General features: G+C 43.5%; 14 protein-coding genes. 7 read left to right on the top strand and 7 right to left on the bottom strand.

Annotation, left to right across the window (positions count from 1 at the left end; all coding sequences use genetic code 11):
* The first annotated feature begins 85 nt into the window (after positions 1-85).
* Complete coding sequence (locus ACFGVR_RS05465) at positions 86-718, top strand: SET domain-containing protein-lysine N-methyltransferase (protein WP_448701650.1); 633 nt, start codon at positions 86-88, stop codon at positions 716-718.
* Positions 719-821: 103 nt separating this feature from the next.
* Positions 822-2,630: an asparagine synthase-related protein gene (locus tag ACFGVR_RS05460; protein ID WP_448701649.1), complete on the top strand. Its 1,809-nt coding sequence runs from the start codon at positions 822-824 to the stop codon at positions 2,628-2,630.
* A 1-nt stretch (position 2,631) separates the two neighbouring features.
* Here the strand turns inward: ACFGVR_RS05460 and ACFGVR_RS05455 are convergent, their stop codons facing one another.
* Complete coding sequence (locus ACFGVR_RS05455; RefSeq protein WP_448701648.1) at positions 2,632-4,305, bottom strand: ArnT family glycosyltransferase; 1,674 nt, start codon at positions 4,303-4,305, stop codon at positions 2,632-2,634.
* A gap of 225 nt (positions 4,306-4,530) precedes the next feature.
* On the opposite strand from ACFGVR_RS05455, the gene ACFGVR_RS05450 reads away from it, so the two are divergent.
* Positions 4,531-5,943 carry an ATP-binding protein gene (locus ACFGVR_RS05450; protein ID WP_448701647.1) on the top strand — a complete coding sequence of 471 codons (1,413 nt, stop codon included), beginning with the start codon at positions 4,531-4,533 and terminating at the stop codon, positions 5,941-5,943.
* Between the two features lie 64 nt (positions 5,944-6,007).
* Here the strand turns inward: ACFGVR_RS05450 and ACFGVR_RS05445 are convergent, their stop codons facing one another.
* The 5 genes from ACFGVR_RS05445 to ACFGVR_RS05425 all read right to left on the bottom strand — a co-directional run bounded on the left by ACFGVR_RS05445 (position 6,008) and on the right by ACFGVR_RS05425 (position 10,016).
* The gene (locus ACFGVR_RS05445; RefSeq protein ID WP_448701646.1) at positions 6,008-6,217 is read right to left on the bottom strand and encodes a cold-shock protein; all 210 of its coding nucleotides are present in this window, start codon (positions 6,215-6,217) and stop codon (positions 6,008-6,010) included.
* Between the two features lie 170 nt (positions 6,218-6,387).
* On the bottom strand, positions 6,388-6,579 hold the full coding sequence (locus ACFGVR_RS05440) for a cold-shock protein (protein WP_448701645.1): 192 nt from the start codon (positions 6,577-6,579) through the stop codon (positions 6,388-6,390).
* Positions 6,580-6,672: 93 nt separating this feature from the next.
* The gene (locus ACFGVR_RS05435) at positions 6,673-7,749 is read right to left on the bottom strand and encodes a 3-oxoacyl-ACP synthase III family protein (RefSeq protein WP_448701643.1); all 1,077 of its coding nucleotides are present in this window, start codon (positions 7,747-7,749) and stop codon (positions 6,673-6,675) included.
* 273 nt (positions 7,750-8,022) lie between these two features.
* Positions 8,023-8,967 carry a Smr/MutS family protein gene (locus ACFGVR_RS05430; protein ID WP_448701642.1) on the bottom strand — a complete coding sequence of 315 codons (945 nt, stop codon included), beginning with the start codon at positions 8,965-8,967 and terminating at the stop codon, positions 8,023-8,025.
* Between the two features lie 68 nt (positions 8,968-9,035).
* Positions 9,036-10,016 carry a hypothetical protein gene (locus ACFGVR_RS05425; RefSeq protein WP_448701641.1) on the bottom strand — a complete coding sequence of 327 codons (981 nt, stop codon included), beginning with the start codon at positions 10,014-10,016 and terminating at the stop codon, positions 9,036-9,038.
* A 60-nt stretch (positions 10,017-10,076) separates the two neighbouring features.
* Here ACFGVR_RS05425 and ACFGVR_RS05420 point away from each other — a divergent pair, with 60 nt between their 5' ends.
* The 3 genes from ACFGVR_RS05420 to ACFGVR_RS05410 all read left to right on the top strand — a co-directional run bounded on the left by ACFGVR_RS05420 (position 10,077) and on the right by ACFGVR_RS05410 (position 12,842).
* A complete protein-coding gene (locus tag ACFGVR_RS05420) occupies positions 10,077-10,613 on the top strand; it encodes an NADPH-dependent FMN reductase (RefSeq protein WP_448701640.1) in 537 nt (178 codons plus the stop codon).
* 64 nt (positions 10,614-10,677) lie between these two features.
* A complete protein-coding gene (locus tag ACFGVR_RS05415; protein WP_448701639.1) occupies positions 10,678-12,516 on the top strand; it encodes a polysaccharide lyase family protein in 1,839 nt (612 codons plus the stop codon).
* A 107-nt stretch (positions 12,517-12,623) separates the two neighbouring features.
* Positions 12,624-12,842 carry a VF530 family protein gene (locus ACFGVR_RS05410; RefSeq protein ID WP_448701638.1) on the top strand — a complete coding sequence of 73 codons (219 nt, stop codon included), beginning with the start codon at positions 12,624-12,626 and terminating at the stop codon, positions 12,840-12,842.
* Positions 12,843-12,865: 23 nt separating this feature from the next.
* Here ACFGVR_RS05410 and ACFGVR_RS05405 read toward each other — a convergent pair whose 3' ends face one another.
* Positions 12,866-13,573, bottom strand: coding sequence for a hypothetical protein (locus ACFGVR_RS05405; protein ID WP_448701637.1), 708 nt, complete (start codon positions 13,571-13,573; stop codon positions 12,866-12,868).
* 652 nt (positions 13,574-14,225) lie between these two features.
* On the opposite strand from ACFGVR_RS05405, the gene htpG reads away from it, so the two are divergent.
* Entirely contained in the window at positions 14,226-16,109 is a 1,884-nt protein-coding gene (gene htpG / locus ACFGVR_RS05400; RefSeq protein ID WP_448701635.1) for a molecular chaperone HtpG, read from the top strand.
* Positions 16,110-16,138: the final 29 nt, after the last annotated feature.

The following is a 16,138-nucleotide window of genomic DNA, read 5'->3' as shown; positions in this document are numbered from 1 at the left end:
ATGTTTAAATACCGGCGTTTATTTAACCGAAAACGTAATATATTTGCTCATTTATGTATATTGCACCCTCTGATTAAACCGTATTATGAGCAACAGTCTGCAAAAGGATATAGAAGCATTACTGGTAAAGTACCCTAAGCTAAAAAACAGTAAGCTGGTGTTTGATGAAGCTGATTTTAAGATACTACCTAACATTGGAGAAGCTACCGGAGGATTGCCGCTTTGCAAAATGCGTGAAGAAAGCCCCGAGGTTTTAAAGGGCCTTTCGCCTAAAATAGAACCCCGAAAATCTGCAGTGCATGGCTATGGGGTTTTTGCAAAAGAAACCATAGAAGAGGGGGAGATGATTGAACAAAGTAAATTGCTGAAACTGGCTAACCGGGCAAAACAATCGCATGATGCTGTTTTAGCCGATTATGTTTGGGCAAACCAGGCTTGTGATTGTATTGAGTGCAAAACATATGGCGCGTTTCAATATTTCCCTTTTGGCTATATTTCGTTATACAACCATTCGGATGGGCCCAACACCCGCCAGGAAATGAACTTTAAAAACGAAGTGGCCACTATTACCGCAAGGCAACGTATTGAAAAAGACGAAGAGATATTTGTGACCTACGGAAACAAATATTGGATAATTCGCGATTTTTGGAAACAGGTTGGCAAAACAGATGCGATAAGCAAATTTCACAAGGCCAATATTCAGCCTAAAATTAAATAACTATAAGCCCCCGGCTTATCCTGACCATCTCCTTTTTATGAGTTCGATTTACGGAATACTGCATTATAACAAAAAACCTGTTTCAGTTGATGTTCTTACAGTAATGGAACAGCCACTGGCGCATTGGACGGCCGATGCAAAAGGAATGTGGTTTAACAATAATGTAGGGCTGGGGCAATTAATGTTGTATAACACGCCCGAATCGCTGCACGAAAAACTGCCATTGCATCAAAGTGATAGTCAACTAACTATTACTGCTGATGCCCGTATTGATAACCGTGATGAGTTGTTTAGCAAACTGGCATTGCCGGTTGCAGATGCACACCTAATTGCGGATAGTACCCTGATATTAAAGGCCTACCAAAAGTATGGCGAAGACTGTGTTAAACATTTGATAGGTGATTTTGCCTTCGCGATATGGGACGAAGGCGAACAAAAATTGTTTTGCGCACGCGATCACATGGGGGTAAAGCCGTTTTTTTATTATCAGGATGAGCAGTATTTTGCTTTCGCGACAGAAAAAAAAGGCTTATTGGCATTGCCCGGAATAGATCAAAGTATCAATAAACAATTTTTGTATAATTACCTTATCCGCACAGCCGAGCAAACTTTAGATAGCACCCTGTATCAAAACATTAAACGGCTTAAGCCTGCACATACGGTAACTGTTCATCAGCAAAAGCAGGAACTGCGGCCAAGGCAGTACTGGGATATGGACGCCGAAACGGAGATCCGCTTCGCCAATCAGCAGGATTATTATGATGGCTTGCTTGAGCACTTTAAAACAGCCGTAAAATGCCGTATACGCAGCGCTTATCCTATTGGCGTGGAGTTGAGCGGTGGTATGGATTCTTCGGGTATTACAGGTGTGGCAACTCATTTTTTACAGCAGGAAGGTAAAAGCATCATTACCATATCAAATACCATTGCCAAGCATGTAACCGACGAAAAGATATTGGCCGACAGCGAGCGTACCTGGATAGATGCCGTTGTTAAATTCAATAAAATTGAAAACTCTGTTTATACCATTGCTCAGCCACCTGCTTACCCGTTTGAAGAAAACGATATTTTACTAAAAATTAACGACGGCCTGGAAAACTGGCACCAGATGTGGCAAATGCCTATTCGCCAGGCAGCGCAGCAGCAGGGTATACGCACCTTGTTATCCGGTTTTCCGGGTGATGAAATGGTAACCTACCGGGGCAAGTACTACTTTTTAGATTACCTGGATAAAAAGCAGTATTTAAAATACTTTTTTGCGAAGAAGAAGTTCCCGGGTTTTTATAAAATAGAACCTTTTATACCCTACTCGGTAAGGTATAAAATGCATTTGCTTAAAGAGGCCATCGGGATACACAACAAACACGTAAAAAAGGCACTCAAGTTATATAATATACCGGCAGAGAATTTATACCAGGCCGGCGATGCCAACTGGTTAACACCGTTAAAAGAGCAACAATACGATAGCTACAGGCATTATCAAAAGCACCGCTTTTTGCGTAACCATTTGCCCGCACGGATGGAAAGCGAAACCCGTTACGGCTTATATTTTGGTTTTGAGCCGAGACATCCCATGGCCGATATCAGGTTAACGCAGTACTACCTGTCGATGCCTAATTATTTAAAATATGAGGGCACACTAAACCGCACAGCCTATCGTAAAGCGCTTAAAGACTTTTTACCACAAGAGGTTTTAGAGCGCGATAATAAGTTTGGCGGCATGGCCCCGTACCGCGAACCAATAAAAGACGAAGCTATAATTAAACAAAAGAGCGAAGAACATAAAAAAGCAATGGAAACATTGTTTAAAAATTTGGAGGGAAACCCGTTGTTAAAAGTGGCAAAACCGGGAGTGGGTTTAGATGTGACGTTTTTGCGCTGGCTTGAGCAAAACCCGGGTGTGTTAAAATAAACTAAGGCTTTACCAGTACAATTTCTACTTTTTCTAAGGTTGAAGGCCGTGTGTTTTTGTTTAAAAACCTGGGCTTAAGCCTGGTTATCCAATACCTGTCGAAAGTTTTTACGGTGTCAATATGCCAGCCCTTGGCCTTTAAGGCATCTATATTATCGGGGTAACCATACATTAAAAAGGGTTTCTGCGGCAAGGGCCCAACGCCGTTTTGATCAATGGTATATAAAGGCTGATCGAGGTAAAACTCAAGTGGGTAACCATAATCATTAGTGTGGATGCATTGCACTACCGGTATTTTATTGGGGTTGTTTTGATTGATCCACATAGCGGCCTGGCTGCCCGATTGGTATTTTAGCAGGCTGGGGTAAAAGGCAAGGTTTAAATAAAGGTTAACTATACAGGCTGCCATAAAAGTGGTAACAGCTGTTTTTTGCCAGCTGATATGAGTTACCCTTGCGGGGATGACGATCATCGCGATAAGCAAAATAAATAATACAACACCAGTTAAAACCGTCATGCTTTCGGGCACAAAAAAATACTGCAGCGCCACCACGAGCAGCAGCAGCAAACCCACAATGCTTAGTTGAACTATCCGGATGGCACGGATGCTTTTTTTACCCGAAACATTGCTTAAATATTGCGCGGTTAGTATGGCAAAAAACGGGAATACGATATTGAGGTAAAACGGCAACTGAAATTTTGATGCCGAAAACACCAGGAAGGTAAGCAGGGAGCCGCAGATACAATACCATTCGGCCTGCTGCACGTTTTTGCCATGCTTTTTAAAATATTGAAATATAGCCGTAAACAAAAGTAGCGACCAGGGCAAAAAGGCCCATAGGGTAGTGTGTATAAAAAAAGTGGGATCGCCGTGACCCTTAATTGGCCCGGTATTAAAAAAGCGGCCGAATTGGCTATCCCAAAAAAAGAATTTAATACCCGATACGTGGTTATGGCCAAATACTACCTTTTCGGGATGCAGGTCGAACTGTTGGTAAAGGCAATAAATTTCGGGGATGACAAATATTGCCGTCAATATCATCGCGGCAAGCCAGCGCAGGCTAAACAATTGGTTCCATTGTTTTTTAATGATCATATCCCCGGCAAGGGCGCCACCTATCGGGATAATGGCAAACATACCTTTGGTCATGATAGCGCAGGCTGCAAAAGCGCTGCCCGCCAGTAAATGCCACCAGCTGTTGGTTTGATAAGCCTTGTAAAAATGATATACCGAAGCGATGATGAGCCCGGTTAAATAAGGTTCGGCACGCACATCCTGGTTTGAGATAATGATATGTTGGGCAGTGAGCAATATCAGTACCGACCACAATGCTACCTGGGTATTGTAAAGGCTTTTGGCAAAAAGGTAAGTATATCTGGCGCCCATCAGCAAAAATAAAATGGCGGGCAGTTTATAGGCCCAGGTTGTAAAACCAAAACATTTAAACGATAGTGCAATGAGCCAAAACGGGAAGTGCGGTTTATCGAGCCAGTTGCGCCCCTCGGCATACAGATCGGTATAGTTGTTATGTAGCACCATGGTTTTGGCAATGCTGGCATACAAAGCGCCATCAGGAGCCATAATGGTAACAAACAGGCCGCTAAAGTTTAGCAATACGGCCATTGCTACCAAAGCGTAAAGCCATTGGGAGGTGCGTGGTGTTAAATTAGTCATAAAACGGTTTAAAGGTATGCAGAATTTTGAATTACAGGCTGCTGTCTTTTTTTGATATTTTATCAGTAATTTAGTGTTATATGTTTTAAACTACATCCACATCTGTCAGTCTAAACCAAAACAAATTGCATAATACAGGTATTAATAGTATCAACGTATCGCAATTAACAAACTCCATAATTTTTTTACTATTGAGAATTTCTAATCTGTATTTTTGATATTGATATGTCGGGGTTAAAAAAGCTTACAGCAGGCAACACCAATTTTATACATAGCCCTTTTTACATCAAATACGGCATACCATTACTGTTGCTGGTATGGGTTACCTTGTTAAAGCTGATGCTGTTTACCTATATGGGCATCTCAACACCATTTTTACTTTATTTTGCTGTTATTGTTATTACCGCCCGGTACTTTGGTGAAATAGTTGCCATGCTGATCATTTTATGCATGGCGGTATTGGTTAATTTCTTTTTTTTATATCCATATAATGCCTTTTCTGTTGATGCAGACCATCTGACCCAAACGGGCTTGTTTATACTGGAGTGCAGTTTTATTGTTGGCCTGAGCGCTGCTTTAAGGCGAACCGTAAAAAAGATGCACCAGCGCGATATGCTATTTAAGGCATTGGTTGAAAAAAGTACCGAAGGCATTACCATGCACAATGCCGAAGGTGTGCGTATTTATTGCAGCCCTTCGGTGGAGGCCATATTGGGTTATACCCTTGATGAGCTTGCCCGGCATCAACCGTGGGAATTGAGCCATGAGAGTGAGGTATTATACGCTAAGGAGCAGTTTTACAGGCTGGCATCGCACCCGGGTAAAACCGTTATAATGCTTCATCGCGTAAAGCATAAAAACGGAAAGTGGATATGGCTGGAAAGCCGGCTGACCAATTTGCTGCACGAGCCTATGGTGAATGCCATTATATCAAACTTTACGGATGTTACCGATAGGGTAAACCTGGAAAAACAGCGCGAAGACTTTATTGGTGTGGCGTCGCACGAGTTAAAAACACCCTTAACCAGCTTAAAAGCTTTTACACAGGTACTCGAAAATCGTTTTAGGGGCAGCACGGATACTTCATCGCACGAAATTATCACTAAAATTGATCACCAGGTTAACCGCATTGTGCGGATGATCAATGATATGCTTGATGTAAGCTCGTTACAGGCGGGGGCGGTAAATTTTAACATCGCTAAATTTGACCTGAATGACCTGGTTGTTGAAATTAGCCAATCGCTGCAACACACCACTAAAAAGCACCGCATTGATGTTAACCTCGACCCGGTAGCCGCAGTGCCCGGCGACAGGGAGCGCATAGGGCAGGTAGTGAATAATTTTATCACTAATGCCATTAAATACTCACCCGACGAGAGCGTGATCAGCATTACATCGAAGGTTGAAGAGGAGCAGGTAACGATATCTGTGCAGGATTATGGCATAGGCATACCCAAGGATGAACAAAAAAGTATTTTTGAAAAATTTTACAGGGTTGGTAATTCGCAAAAAGCCTTCCAGGGGCTGGGGCTGGGTCTATTTATCTGTTACCAGATCATCGAGTTACATAAAGGTAAAATTGGGGTGATAAGCGAGCCGGGGAAGGGCTCAACGTTTTGGTTTAGTTTACCTTTGTGACGCCGCCGTTTTAAAGCTTATAAGTAAAGCACCCCGATGATCATCGGAGTGCTTTAAAACTTTATTATGCGAGTTTTAAACTGCCTGCAGAAGCTTTTCCTTTTTTGGCATCGTGCTCCAGTTCGTAGCTGATCGCCTGACCTTCTTTAAGATCGCGTAAGCCAGCCTGTTCTAAAGCCGATATGTGTACAAAAACATCAGCGCTACCATCTTCAGGAGTGATAAAGCCATAACCTTTGGTTCCGTTAAACCATTTTACTGTTCCGAGTGACATTGTATTTTTATTTTTAGATTTATAATGAAATGCAAAGTAAGGTTATATTTTGATAAACAAGGCTTTACTTGAAAAATAGTTTTTTAATTAGCTGGATACGAAAGCTATAACACAAAAAAAAGCATCCACTTTTTGGTGGATGCTGCAACGATTTTTATGATGATATGGAATTAACCAACTACTTTCACTTGTACCGCGTTAAGGCCTTTCCTGCCGTTTTCTACTTCGTATTCAACGCTGTCGTTTTCACGGATTTGATCTACTAAGCCAGAAGAATGAACAAAAATTTCGGCATCGCCGTTTGATGGTACGATGAATCCAAAACCTTTAGTCACATTGAAAAATTTTACTGTTCCTTGCATTGTATTGTATTTTTAATTTTAATAAGCACGCAAGGTAATGTTAATAATTTGATATGCAATAGGCGAAAAGCAAAAATTACACTGCGTTATCTTTTAAAATTGATAAATAACAGCGTTGATATTCATGCCTGCGCCTACCGATGCCATAACCACTTTATCGCCTTTACTGATGTGCTGGCCTTCCATTTTTCCTTTTTGTATCAGGTCGAGCAGAGTAGGCACGGTAGCTACCGAGCTGTTACCCAGCCAGGAGATGGTCATGGGCATGATGGACGGATCGGTGTTTTCAAGTCCGTATAATTTAAACAAACGGGTTAAAATGGCGGCATCCATTTTGTCGTTGGCCTGGTGTATGAGCACTTTTTTTATCTCGCTTAAATTTACACCTGCTTTATCCAAAGCGGCTTTAACAACCAGCGGTACTTGTGTAAGGGCAAACTCGTATAATTTACGCCCGTTCATTTTAAGATACAGGTTGTTTTTATCGGTGTCATCAGGGCCGCTTGATGGCAGCATGGCCAGCAGCATGGCGTGCTCAATAGTGTGCGATTGTGCTTTGTGTGCCAGTATGCCGGCTTCGCTGTTTTCGCGGGCCTCTAAAATTACGGCCCCGGCGCCATCAGCATAGATCATCGAATCGCGATCATGCGCATCGCTTACGCGCGATATGGTTTCGGCGCCTATTACCAGGCAGCGTTTGGCATCGCCCGAACGGAGATAATAATCGGCCTGTATTACGCCCTGTACCCATCCCGGGCAACCGAAAGGCAGATCGTAAGCAACACAATCGGGGTTAACAATACCCAGCCTGTGTTTAATACGCGCAGCCAGTGTGGGCACCATATCTGTACGGTTGGTGCCGCAAACCACATCGCCAAAGTTATGGGCAACAATAATATAATCTAACGTTTCCGGGTCGATGCCCGAACTTGTTAAAGCATCCTGCGCGGCAATCAAACCGATATCTGACGCGGTTTGGTTTTTTTGCACATAGCGGCGTTCGGTTATGCCGGTTATCTCGCGGAATTTTTCAATGATGGTTTGGTTATCCTTAGCGATAGGACTGCCGTCGCGCTCAAAAAAGGCATGCTCCAAAAACTCTGCATTCGGAACAATAACATCGGGTATATAACTACCGGTAGCAACAATAACTGAGCGGGTACTCTTCATTAATTTATATTTTACCCTAAATAAAATTAAGCAACAGTTGCAATAACGCCGGGCTTAAGTGTACAGGGTGGTAACGAATTATAATTTAGGATTTAACGGTTTATAAACTGAAAGCGGATACAGCGAATAATTCGATAAATATCAGTAATTAGTATAAACGTAGGTAAAAAAGTTTTGAAATAAAAGCGTTTGAGCGCAATTTATTATTTATACCAAAATGGTATATGGTATTGTTTGCCTGTTAAAATGCCCTAAAACACTGTTGCCGGGCGGTTATTTTAGCAACAGTTTGGTAGCGCCGTAGCCAAATTTTTCTTTACGTGCATCCATAAAAGTTTGCACCTGCGGGTGTTTGCCGGCCAGTTTGTGCAGCTCGTTTTTTAAGGTGCCGTTGCCAACGCCGTGTATAAAAGTAACCGAGGGCAGCTTGTGCACAATGGCGGCATCCAGGGCTTTTTTAAAGGCCTCCAACTGGATGCGTAAAATATCCGCGCTGCCCAAAAACTGATGGTCGTCGCGCAGTTTTTCTATGTGCAGATCGATCTCTTGAGAAGGTTTCTCGATCTCGCGCTTTTCTTCGGCAGGTTTAAAAAAGCTCTCCTTTAGTTTTTCGGCATCAATTACCATTTCGGGTTCATCTAAACGGATAAGCCAGGCTTGTTCTTTAAGCATAGGCACCTGTTTTTTGCTGCCCGAAAAATCTTTGGCCTTAAAATTTTCCTTGTAAACAAGCGGCTCGTTCAGAGTGATGTTTTGCGAAGTATAGTACAGGGCCTGGAAATGAAATTTAGGCCAAAGCTGGATATCGGGCAAAGGAGCCGAATAAATTTTTACTGCTGTTTTTGGTGCGATGATACCTGCGTACTCGCCTTTAAACTTGTGCAGCTTTTCGGTAGTGAGGCTAAGCAGCAATTGGAACGAAGTTTCGTTAACCAAATGGAAATGTACAACCGAAGCGATACGCTGATCGCTGGTAACAGCCAGGTAAATACCTTTGATTATAAATTCGGCTTCGGAGGTGCGGGTTTCCTCAAAGGCCTGGCTCTCTATCCCGCTGGATTTGTGCCCGTATACGGTGGTTACCTTGCTGGCTAAAACGGGGATCTCAAAATCATCATCGCCGGTTACGCCAATCATCTCCTCATCAAAAATGGTGGTGATATAACCCTCGCGCCGCTCATCCACAAAACGTACAAAATCGCCTAATTTAAATCGCATAATGTTGTAAAATTATGCTGCAAAGGTATCTTAATTATCAGCATCATTTAATAAATACTGATTAGCATTTAATACCAGCAGTGGGTACCGGCATTGTAAATAAGTTCGACCATTTGCCCTGCCGTGCCGGTTTTGGGATTGCCAACTACAATACCACCCGAAAACGTTATAGCTGTTACGGTTTGGGTGTACTTGAGTTTTATGCGGTCGTTATCGGCAGCGTTTGGTGGCAAGGTTAATGTTAACCTGGCTATGGTTGCCGGTGGGTTAATGATATTGGTTGAGTTGTTTACCAAAGCAACCGAACCTTTGTTAACCGGCGTAAACAAATGATAAGCACCATTTACACGTGTATCAGCAGGTATTTTTTGAACCACGCCGTTGTGTACGGTTAATAAGCTATCGCCGGTGCTGCCATTAGCGGTAGTAAGGGTTAAAGTGCCCATGTTTGTTGGGCCCGGCAAATAGTTTTTTGCAGTGTTATCGTTAATATAAACGCCCCATTTATTGCTATAGCTTACACCGTATTTTGGGAAGGCGTTACCATAATACAGGTAGGCATCGGTTATGGTACCACTACCGCCATCAACAGACTGGAAAGCGTAAAAAGAGCTTGCGCTATTGGTATTGCCCGAACCTTTATAAACGATGCCCCCCTGCACGGCCCTGGCTGTGGTTAAAATTGAACTGCTACCCTGCTCGATATGGCCGAGCAAGCCATATGCTAAATTAACAACACCCACCGGGTGCTTAACTTTAACGTAAGCCTCCAAGCCCTGTATACTGCCCGCTGTGGCGGCTGTTTGGTTAATACGGATCAATGATGATAGCGCAGTGCCGTTGGTACCATTATCTAATTGCACATACAGGTTTTTGGGTTTGGGTGCACCTGATAGATCGGCTGAGGTGCCGATGATATGTGTTACGGTATCGACTTTTGCAGTAGTGTCTTTGCCGCTGATCTTCAGTGAACCGGCTTTGGCAAAACCATTAAAAACAAATAGCGGTGCACATAATAGTAAAGTAATGGCAGTGTATAATTTTTTCATGGTGAGTGGATTTGGCGGTACAAGATAATATATTGGCACCTAATTTTTACACACGTTAAAATGCAAACCATCAACCTATTGGCCATATCGGGCAGTTTACGCAAAAACTCATCAAACGGTGTTATTATTAATGCCCTTGCGGGGATGGTGCCCGCAAATGTTAAAGTTACCTTGTATGAGGGCCTGGCCGATCTGCCGCATTTTGACCCGGGGTTGGATACCGATGTGCCGCCTGCAACGGTTACCGATCTGCGCAAGCAACTCACAGAAGCTGATGGTGTGCTGATCTGTACACCCGAATATGCCTTTGGTATCCCGGCCGCTTTAAAGAATGCGTTGGAGTGGACGGTGTCGTCGGGCGAGTTTGTGGATAAGCCTGTGGCGCTTATCACGGCTTCGAGCCAGGGTGAGCATGCGCATGCCGCTTTGCAGCTGGTGTTGGGCGCTATATCGGCCAAATTACCTGATGATGCTAAACTGCTGGTACCGTTTGTGCGCACTAAAATAAATGCTGAAGGGGAAGTTACAGACATGGCTGTGCTGGCCTCGCTCAAAAAAGTTTTGCAGGCGCTGATCGATACGATAGAACAAGCGTAATAAAATTGTTATTTCGACAATTAACCTTTTCGGGTTATATTGGTCTTACCAATTCAATCTAATCATGATGATCAAAACCGCTGTTGCCGCCCTGGCACTATTATTTATCACACCTTTATTATCGCAGGTTCAAACCGATGTTAATAAAGCGCCTGTTTATCAGGACAATGGCGTTTATATCACGCTCGATAATGGTATTGTATCGGCACATATTGCCAAAGGGAGTGCGCATATCCTATCGTACAAATACAAAGGTATCGAAGTATTAAAAGACGGCTATTACAGTATGGACGGCAAACAGGATTATAGCCAGCCCAAACAGTGCGAGGTATCGGTAAAAACACAAAATGGTGAGTTGATCGATGTGGCGTTTAAAAGCGTATGGCATCCCGGCTTACGCCCGCAGGCTTTTGATATCGAGGCACATTATGTGATCAAAAAAGGCGAATCGGGTATTTACGCTTATGTGATGCTTAACCACCCGGCATCGTACCCAAAAACCAGCATGGGCGAGTGGCGCTTTGTGTGGAAACTGCAGGAGGGGGTTTTTGATCATATCGTGGTCGACTCGCTGCGCAACATGGATATGCCCAACGCTTACGATTATGAGCACGAGGAAAATACCAGTATCCCCGAATCGAAAAAGATGACAACCGGTGTTAAAGCAGGCAAATACGAATGTAAGTACGAATACAGCGCCGCTTATTATGATATCGGTACTTACGGCCATACCAGCAGCAAATACCACATTGGCGGCTGGATAGTTTTAGGCGGGTACGACTTTTTTAACGATGGCCCAAACCAGGCCGATCTGAATGCGGCATCCGGCATAAACCACCTGCATTTTGGCCGCGATCATTATGCCGGCAGCGGCACGCAGGTAGCAGACGGCGAACAATGGAGTAAAGCATTTGGACCATGGCTGCTATACATTAACAGCGGTAGCAATGTAAGTACAATGTGGGCCGACGCTAAACACAAAGTGGATGAAGAAAAAGCCCGATGGCCCTATAAATGGCTGACCGGCAACCCGGATTATCCATTAGCCAACGAGCGGGGAACGGCTACCGGCAGGTTTATAGTAGATGACCCCTACAAACCCAATGTAAAAGGCGGCAATGCCTGGATTGGCCTTTGTGTGCCGGGGACCGATTGGGAAAAAGATTCGAAAAACTATCAATACTGGGTAAAAGCAGATGCTGGCGGCCGTTTCACGATACCGAACATCCGCCCAGGTACTTATACGTTGCATGCTTATGTAAGCGGTGCCGTGGGTGAATATGCAAAAGATAACATTACAATAAAAGCGGGTGAAGCAGTTAGCCTGGGGAATTTGCAATGGAACATTCCCCGAACCAAAGGTAAACTGGTTTGGGAAATTGGTATCCCCGACCGTACCGCCAAAGAGTTTATGTTTGGCGACCAGTACTGGAACTCGTTTATGTGGGAAACTTATAGCAAAGCCCTGCCTAACCCTATTGTATATACTGTTGACAAAAGCGACTGGCGCAAGGACTGGAACTATGTACATAGCTCGTACCTGAACAGCGACGGTAAATTTGTGGCCTGGCCATGGAAGATCAATTTTACGCTGGCTCAACTGCCCGCAAGCGGCAATGCTACTCTTACCTTTGCTTTTGCCAGTGTTGACCGTGGCCGGCTGGAAACTTATGTTAACGACGATACCAATATATTCAACAGCTTTACCCCAACTTTTAATGTGGGAGGCAATGCACTGGTGCGGCAGGGTATCCACGCTAAATACAGTACTTACGTGTTAAGTATCCCTGTATCGAAATTGAAAGTTGGGGATAACACAATTACACTGGTACAGGGCAGCGCTGGTAATCGCACCAATCATATCATGTATGATTATATTAGTTTGGAAGTACCGGAAAAATAGAATTAAGAATCAAGAGCCAAGAATCAAAAAGTAAGACAAAAGCGTTTATGCAGATACGTCTTGAATCTTGATTCTTGGCTCTTGATTCTTCTTAGTATTTTTGTACCATGTCTACCCAACCCAATAACCCATTACACGGTAAAACCCTCGAAGCTATCGTAACCGAACTGGTTGAGCATTATGGCTGGGAGCGGCTTGGGCAGCTCATCAAAATAAACAGTTTTACACACGACCCGAGTGTGAAATCGAGCCTGAAATTTTTACGAAAAACCGATTGGGCCAGGAAGAAGGTTGAGGAGCTTTACCTGGATACTTTTATGGCTTAAATAAACCGGCTCTTGAACCCATTTTAAGGGTTGTGAGCCTTTCGGTATTCTTTGTGTACAATTTGTTTTGTACTTATTTTACCTGTATTGTGAATAAGTATTTTAAATACGTTCGAATCGACAATAGAAGGTTTTTTTAGAGAATCGTCATAATCCGAAATACTGATTACTGTATTAGTGACAATGTTTTTATTTAAATACGAGTAGTTCCGCGCCTCGTATTGTGTGAGCGAATCCCCAATGGTGGATGGCCCGCCCAGCATTCCGCCAGTGATGTTGAACACGTTTACAACCGAATTTTTGTTATCCAAAAGAATCATTTTTAGCGCACCATAATCATCACCCCCAACCTGAACAATTATTGGCTGCAGGTTGCCTATCTTTTCTTGCTTGGCTATAAAATACGCGCCCATCATATCCCTTACATATTCACTGTTTACGCCTACTTCTTTCTTCATGGATGCGGCGAGAAATTTCACTTTTTGTGCTTTTGACAGCTCAACAAAAGCGAGCGTATAAGTTGAGTCGGCATAAAGTTTACCGTTGTGCTCTTTAAATTTATTTTCAAACAAGGTGTTGCTGATGTTTTTGAAAGCAAAGTTTTTATCAGCGAGCAAACCGGTATCAGCTGTCGACGAGCTATCTTTTAGCTTGTTTTCGTTATCATGGCCTGAACAGCCTGAAAATATAATTGCGCCTGCTATCAGGCATATAAAGCATAACTGTTTCATTGCGGGTTTGTGATAAACAAAACTAATACAATAAACAATGTTACGTACAGGCCACGTGTAAAATCGAGGCTGAAAGTTGGTTTTTGGTATTAATTTTAGTATCTTGTAAGATTAAGCACGAAGCTTGAGGCGCGAAGCCGGGAGTTGAGATGATGCGAAAATTTCTTACAATTTCCCCCCTGGATTTAATGATTGAAGGACTGAGTTATTGAATGATTGATTGCTTCGGTTAGATTAGTAATGCCTTTGATAACAACTGAAAATACCGAAGAATACCTATGTGTTACGGTAGCTGCGTTAGGGATAGGAGCGGATACCGGCATGTGGCTAAGGCCTGTGCAGTATGAGCGGATAGCCCGGCCGGAGGCAACGCCCAAGTTAATTCAAAAGCCAAAATTCAAAATGATTTGTATAGCGGCTCTGTAACTCGGGGATTGCTTCGTACCTCGCAATGACGCGCGGAGAGGTTTGCGCAGTCACTCTGTATGATGGGGTGCCGAAACAAGTTCGGCATGACCTCTTAAAAAATCCGAAATTGAACATTCGAAATTCGAAATCAAATTGCCCTGCCAATTTGGCAAATTACCCCGTTTGGAACAGAGCTTGATAGTACCTGAACAGAACAATATAAATCAAACAAACAGTAAATAATATGCAAGAAAAAGGAACGATCTCGATACATACCGAGAACATTTTCCCGATCATTAAAAAGTTTTTATACTCCGATCATGAGATATTTTTGCGTGAGCTGGTTTCTAATGCCGTTGACGCTACGCAGAAGGTTAAACGCCTGGCATCGCTTGGCCAATATAACGGTGCTTTAGGCGACCTGCAGGTTGAGGTTGCTTTTGACGAGGCTGCAAAAACCATTACCATTAGTGATAATGGTTTGGGTATGACTGCCGAAGAGATCAAAAAATATATCAACCAGATCGCTTTTTCGGGCGCTACCGAGTTTATGGAGAAGTTTAAGGATGCTAAAGATGCCAATGAGATCATCGGCCGCTTTGGTTTAGGCTTTTACTCCGCGTTTATGGTGGCCGACCAGGTTGAGATCCAAACCTTATCGTACCAGGATGGCGCCGAACCCGCCCGCTGGATATGCGACGGCAGCACCGAATTTGAAATTACCGAAGGCAGCCGCACAACCCGCGGTACTGATGTGATTTTGCATATCAACGCTGAAGGTGAGGAGTTTTTGGATAAGGGCCGCCTGCAGGAGATATTGAACAAATACTGCAAATTTTTACCTGTACCCATTAAATTTGGTACCGAAACGGAGCGTGAGCCGGATGGTGAGGACGAAGAAGGTAAACCAAAATATACCGAAGTTATTGTTGACAATATCATCAACAATACCAACCCGATCTGGACGAAAGCTCCATCTGAACTGATAGACCAGGATTACCTGGATTTTTACAAAGAGTTGTACCCATTCTCGGAAGAGCCGCTGTTCTGGATCCACCTGAATGTGGATTATCCGTTTAACCTTACCGGCGTATTGTACTTCCCGAAAGTGAAGAACGACTTTGAGATCACCAAAAACAAGATCAAATTATTTAGTCGCCAGGTGTTTATTACCGATGAGGTTAAGGACATTGTGCCTGAGTTTTTGATGCTGCTGCATGGTGTGATCGACTCACCGGATATCCCGCTGAACGTATCGCGTAGCTTTTTACAAGCCGACAGCAACGTTAAAAAGATCAACAGCTATATCACCAAAAAGGTAGCTGATAAATTGTCAGACCTGTTTAAAAACGACCGTAAGGGTTTTGAGGAAAAATGGAGCGATATCGGCCTGTTTGTGAAATACGGTATGATTAGCGAAGAGAAGTTTTACGATAAAGCGAAAGACTTTGCGCTGCTGACCAATACCGCCAATGAGTTTTATACGCTGGATGAATATAAAGAAAAAGTAAAAGCCACCCAGACCAACAAAGACGACACAATAGTTTACCTGTACACCAACGACCCGGCTAAACAGGATACCTTTATTCAATCGGCAAACAAAAAGGGTTATGATGTATTGTTGATGAACTCGCCGATAGATAACCATTTTGTTAGTCAATTAGAGCAGAAGTTAGAGAAAACTTCGGTTAAGCGTGTGGACGCCGATGTGATAGACAAACTGATCAATAAGGCGGATACCCCTGCACATGTGCTGACTGAAGAGCAAAGCACCAAGGTTAAAGCTATTTTCGAAAAAGCGATCACCAAGCCTAACATGAAGGTGGAGATTGAAAGCCTGAGTCCGGAAGAATTACCGGTAACCGTAACCATGGACGAGTTTATGCGCCGTATGAAAGATATGGCTGCGATGGGTGGCGGGATGAGCTTTTATGGTTCGCTGCCCGATAACTACAAGGTATCTATCAACGGTAACCACAAACTGATCAGCCGCATACTGAACGACGAGAACGAGGAAGAGCAAACCGCACTGGCCCGCCAGGCGTTCGACCTGGCCCTGCTTTCGCAAGGGATGTTGACCGGTGCAGAGTTGACTGACTTTGTAAATAGGAGCGTTAATTTGATCTAAGCTGGTTTCGATATAACAAAAGCCCCGGA

The organism is Mucilaginibacter aureus (assembly GCF_053514885.1).
This window is presented reverse-complemented; position numbering and strand designations above follow the sequence as displayed.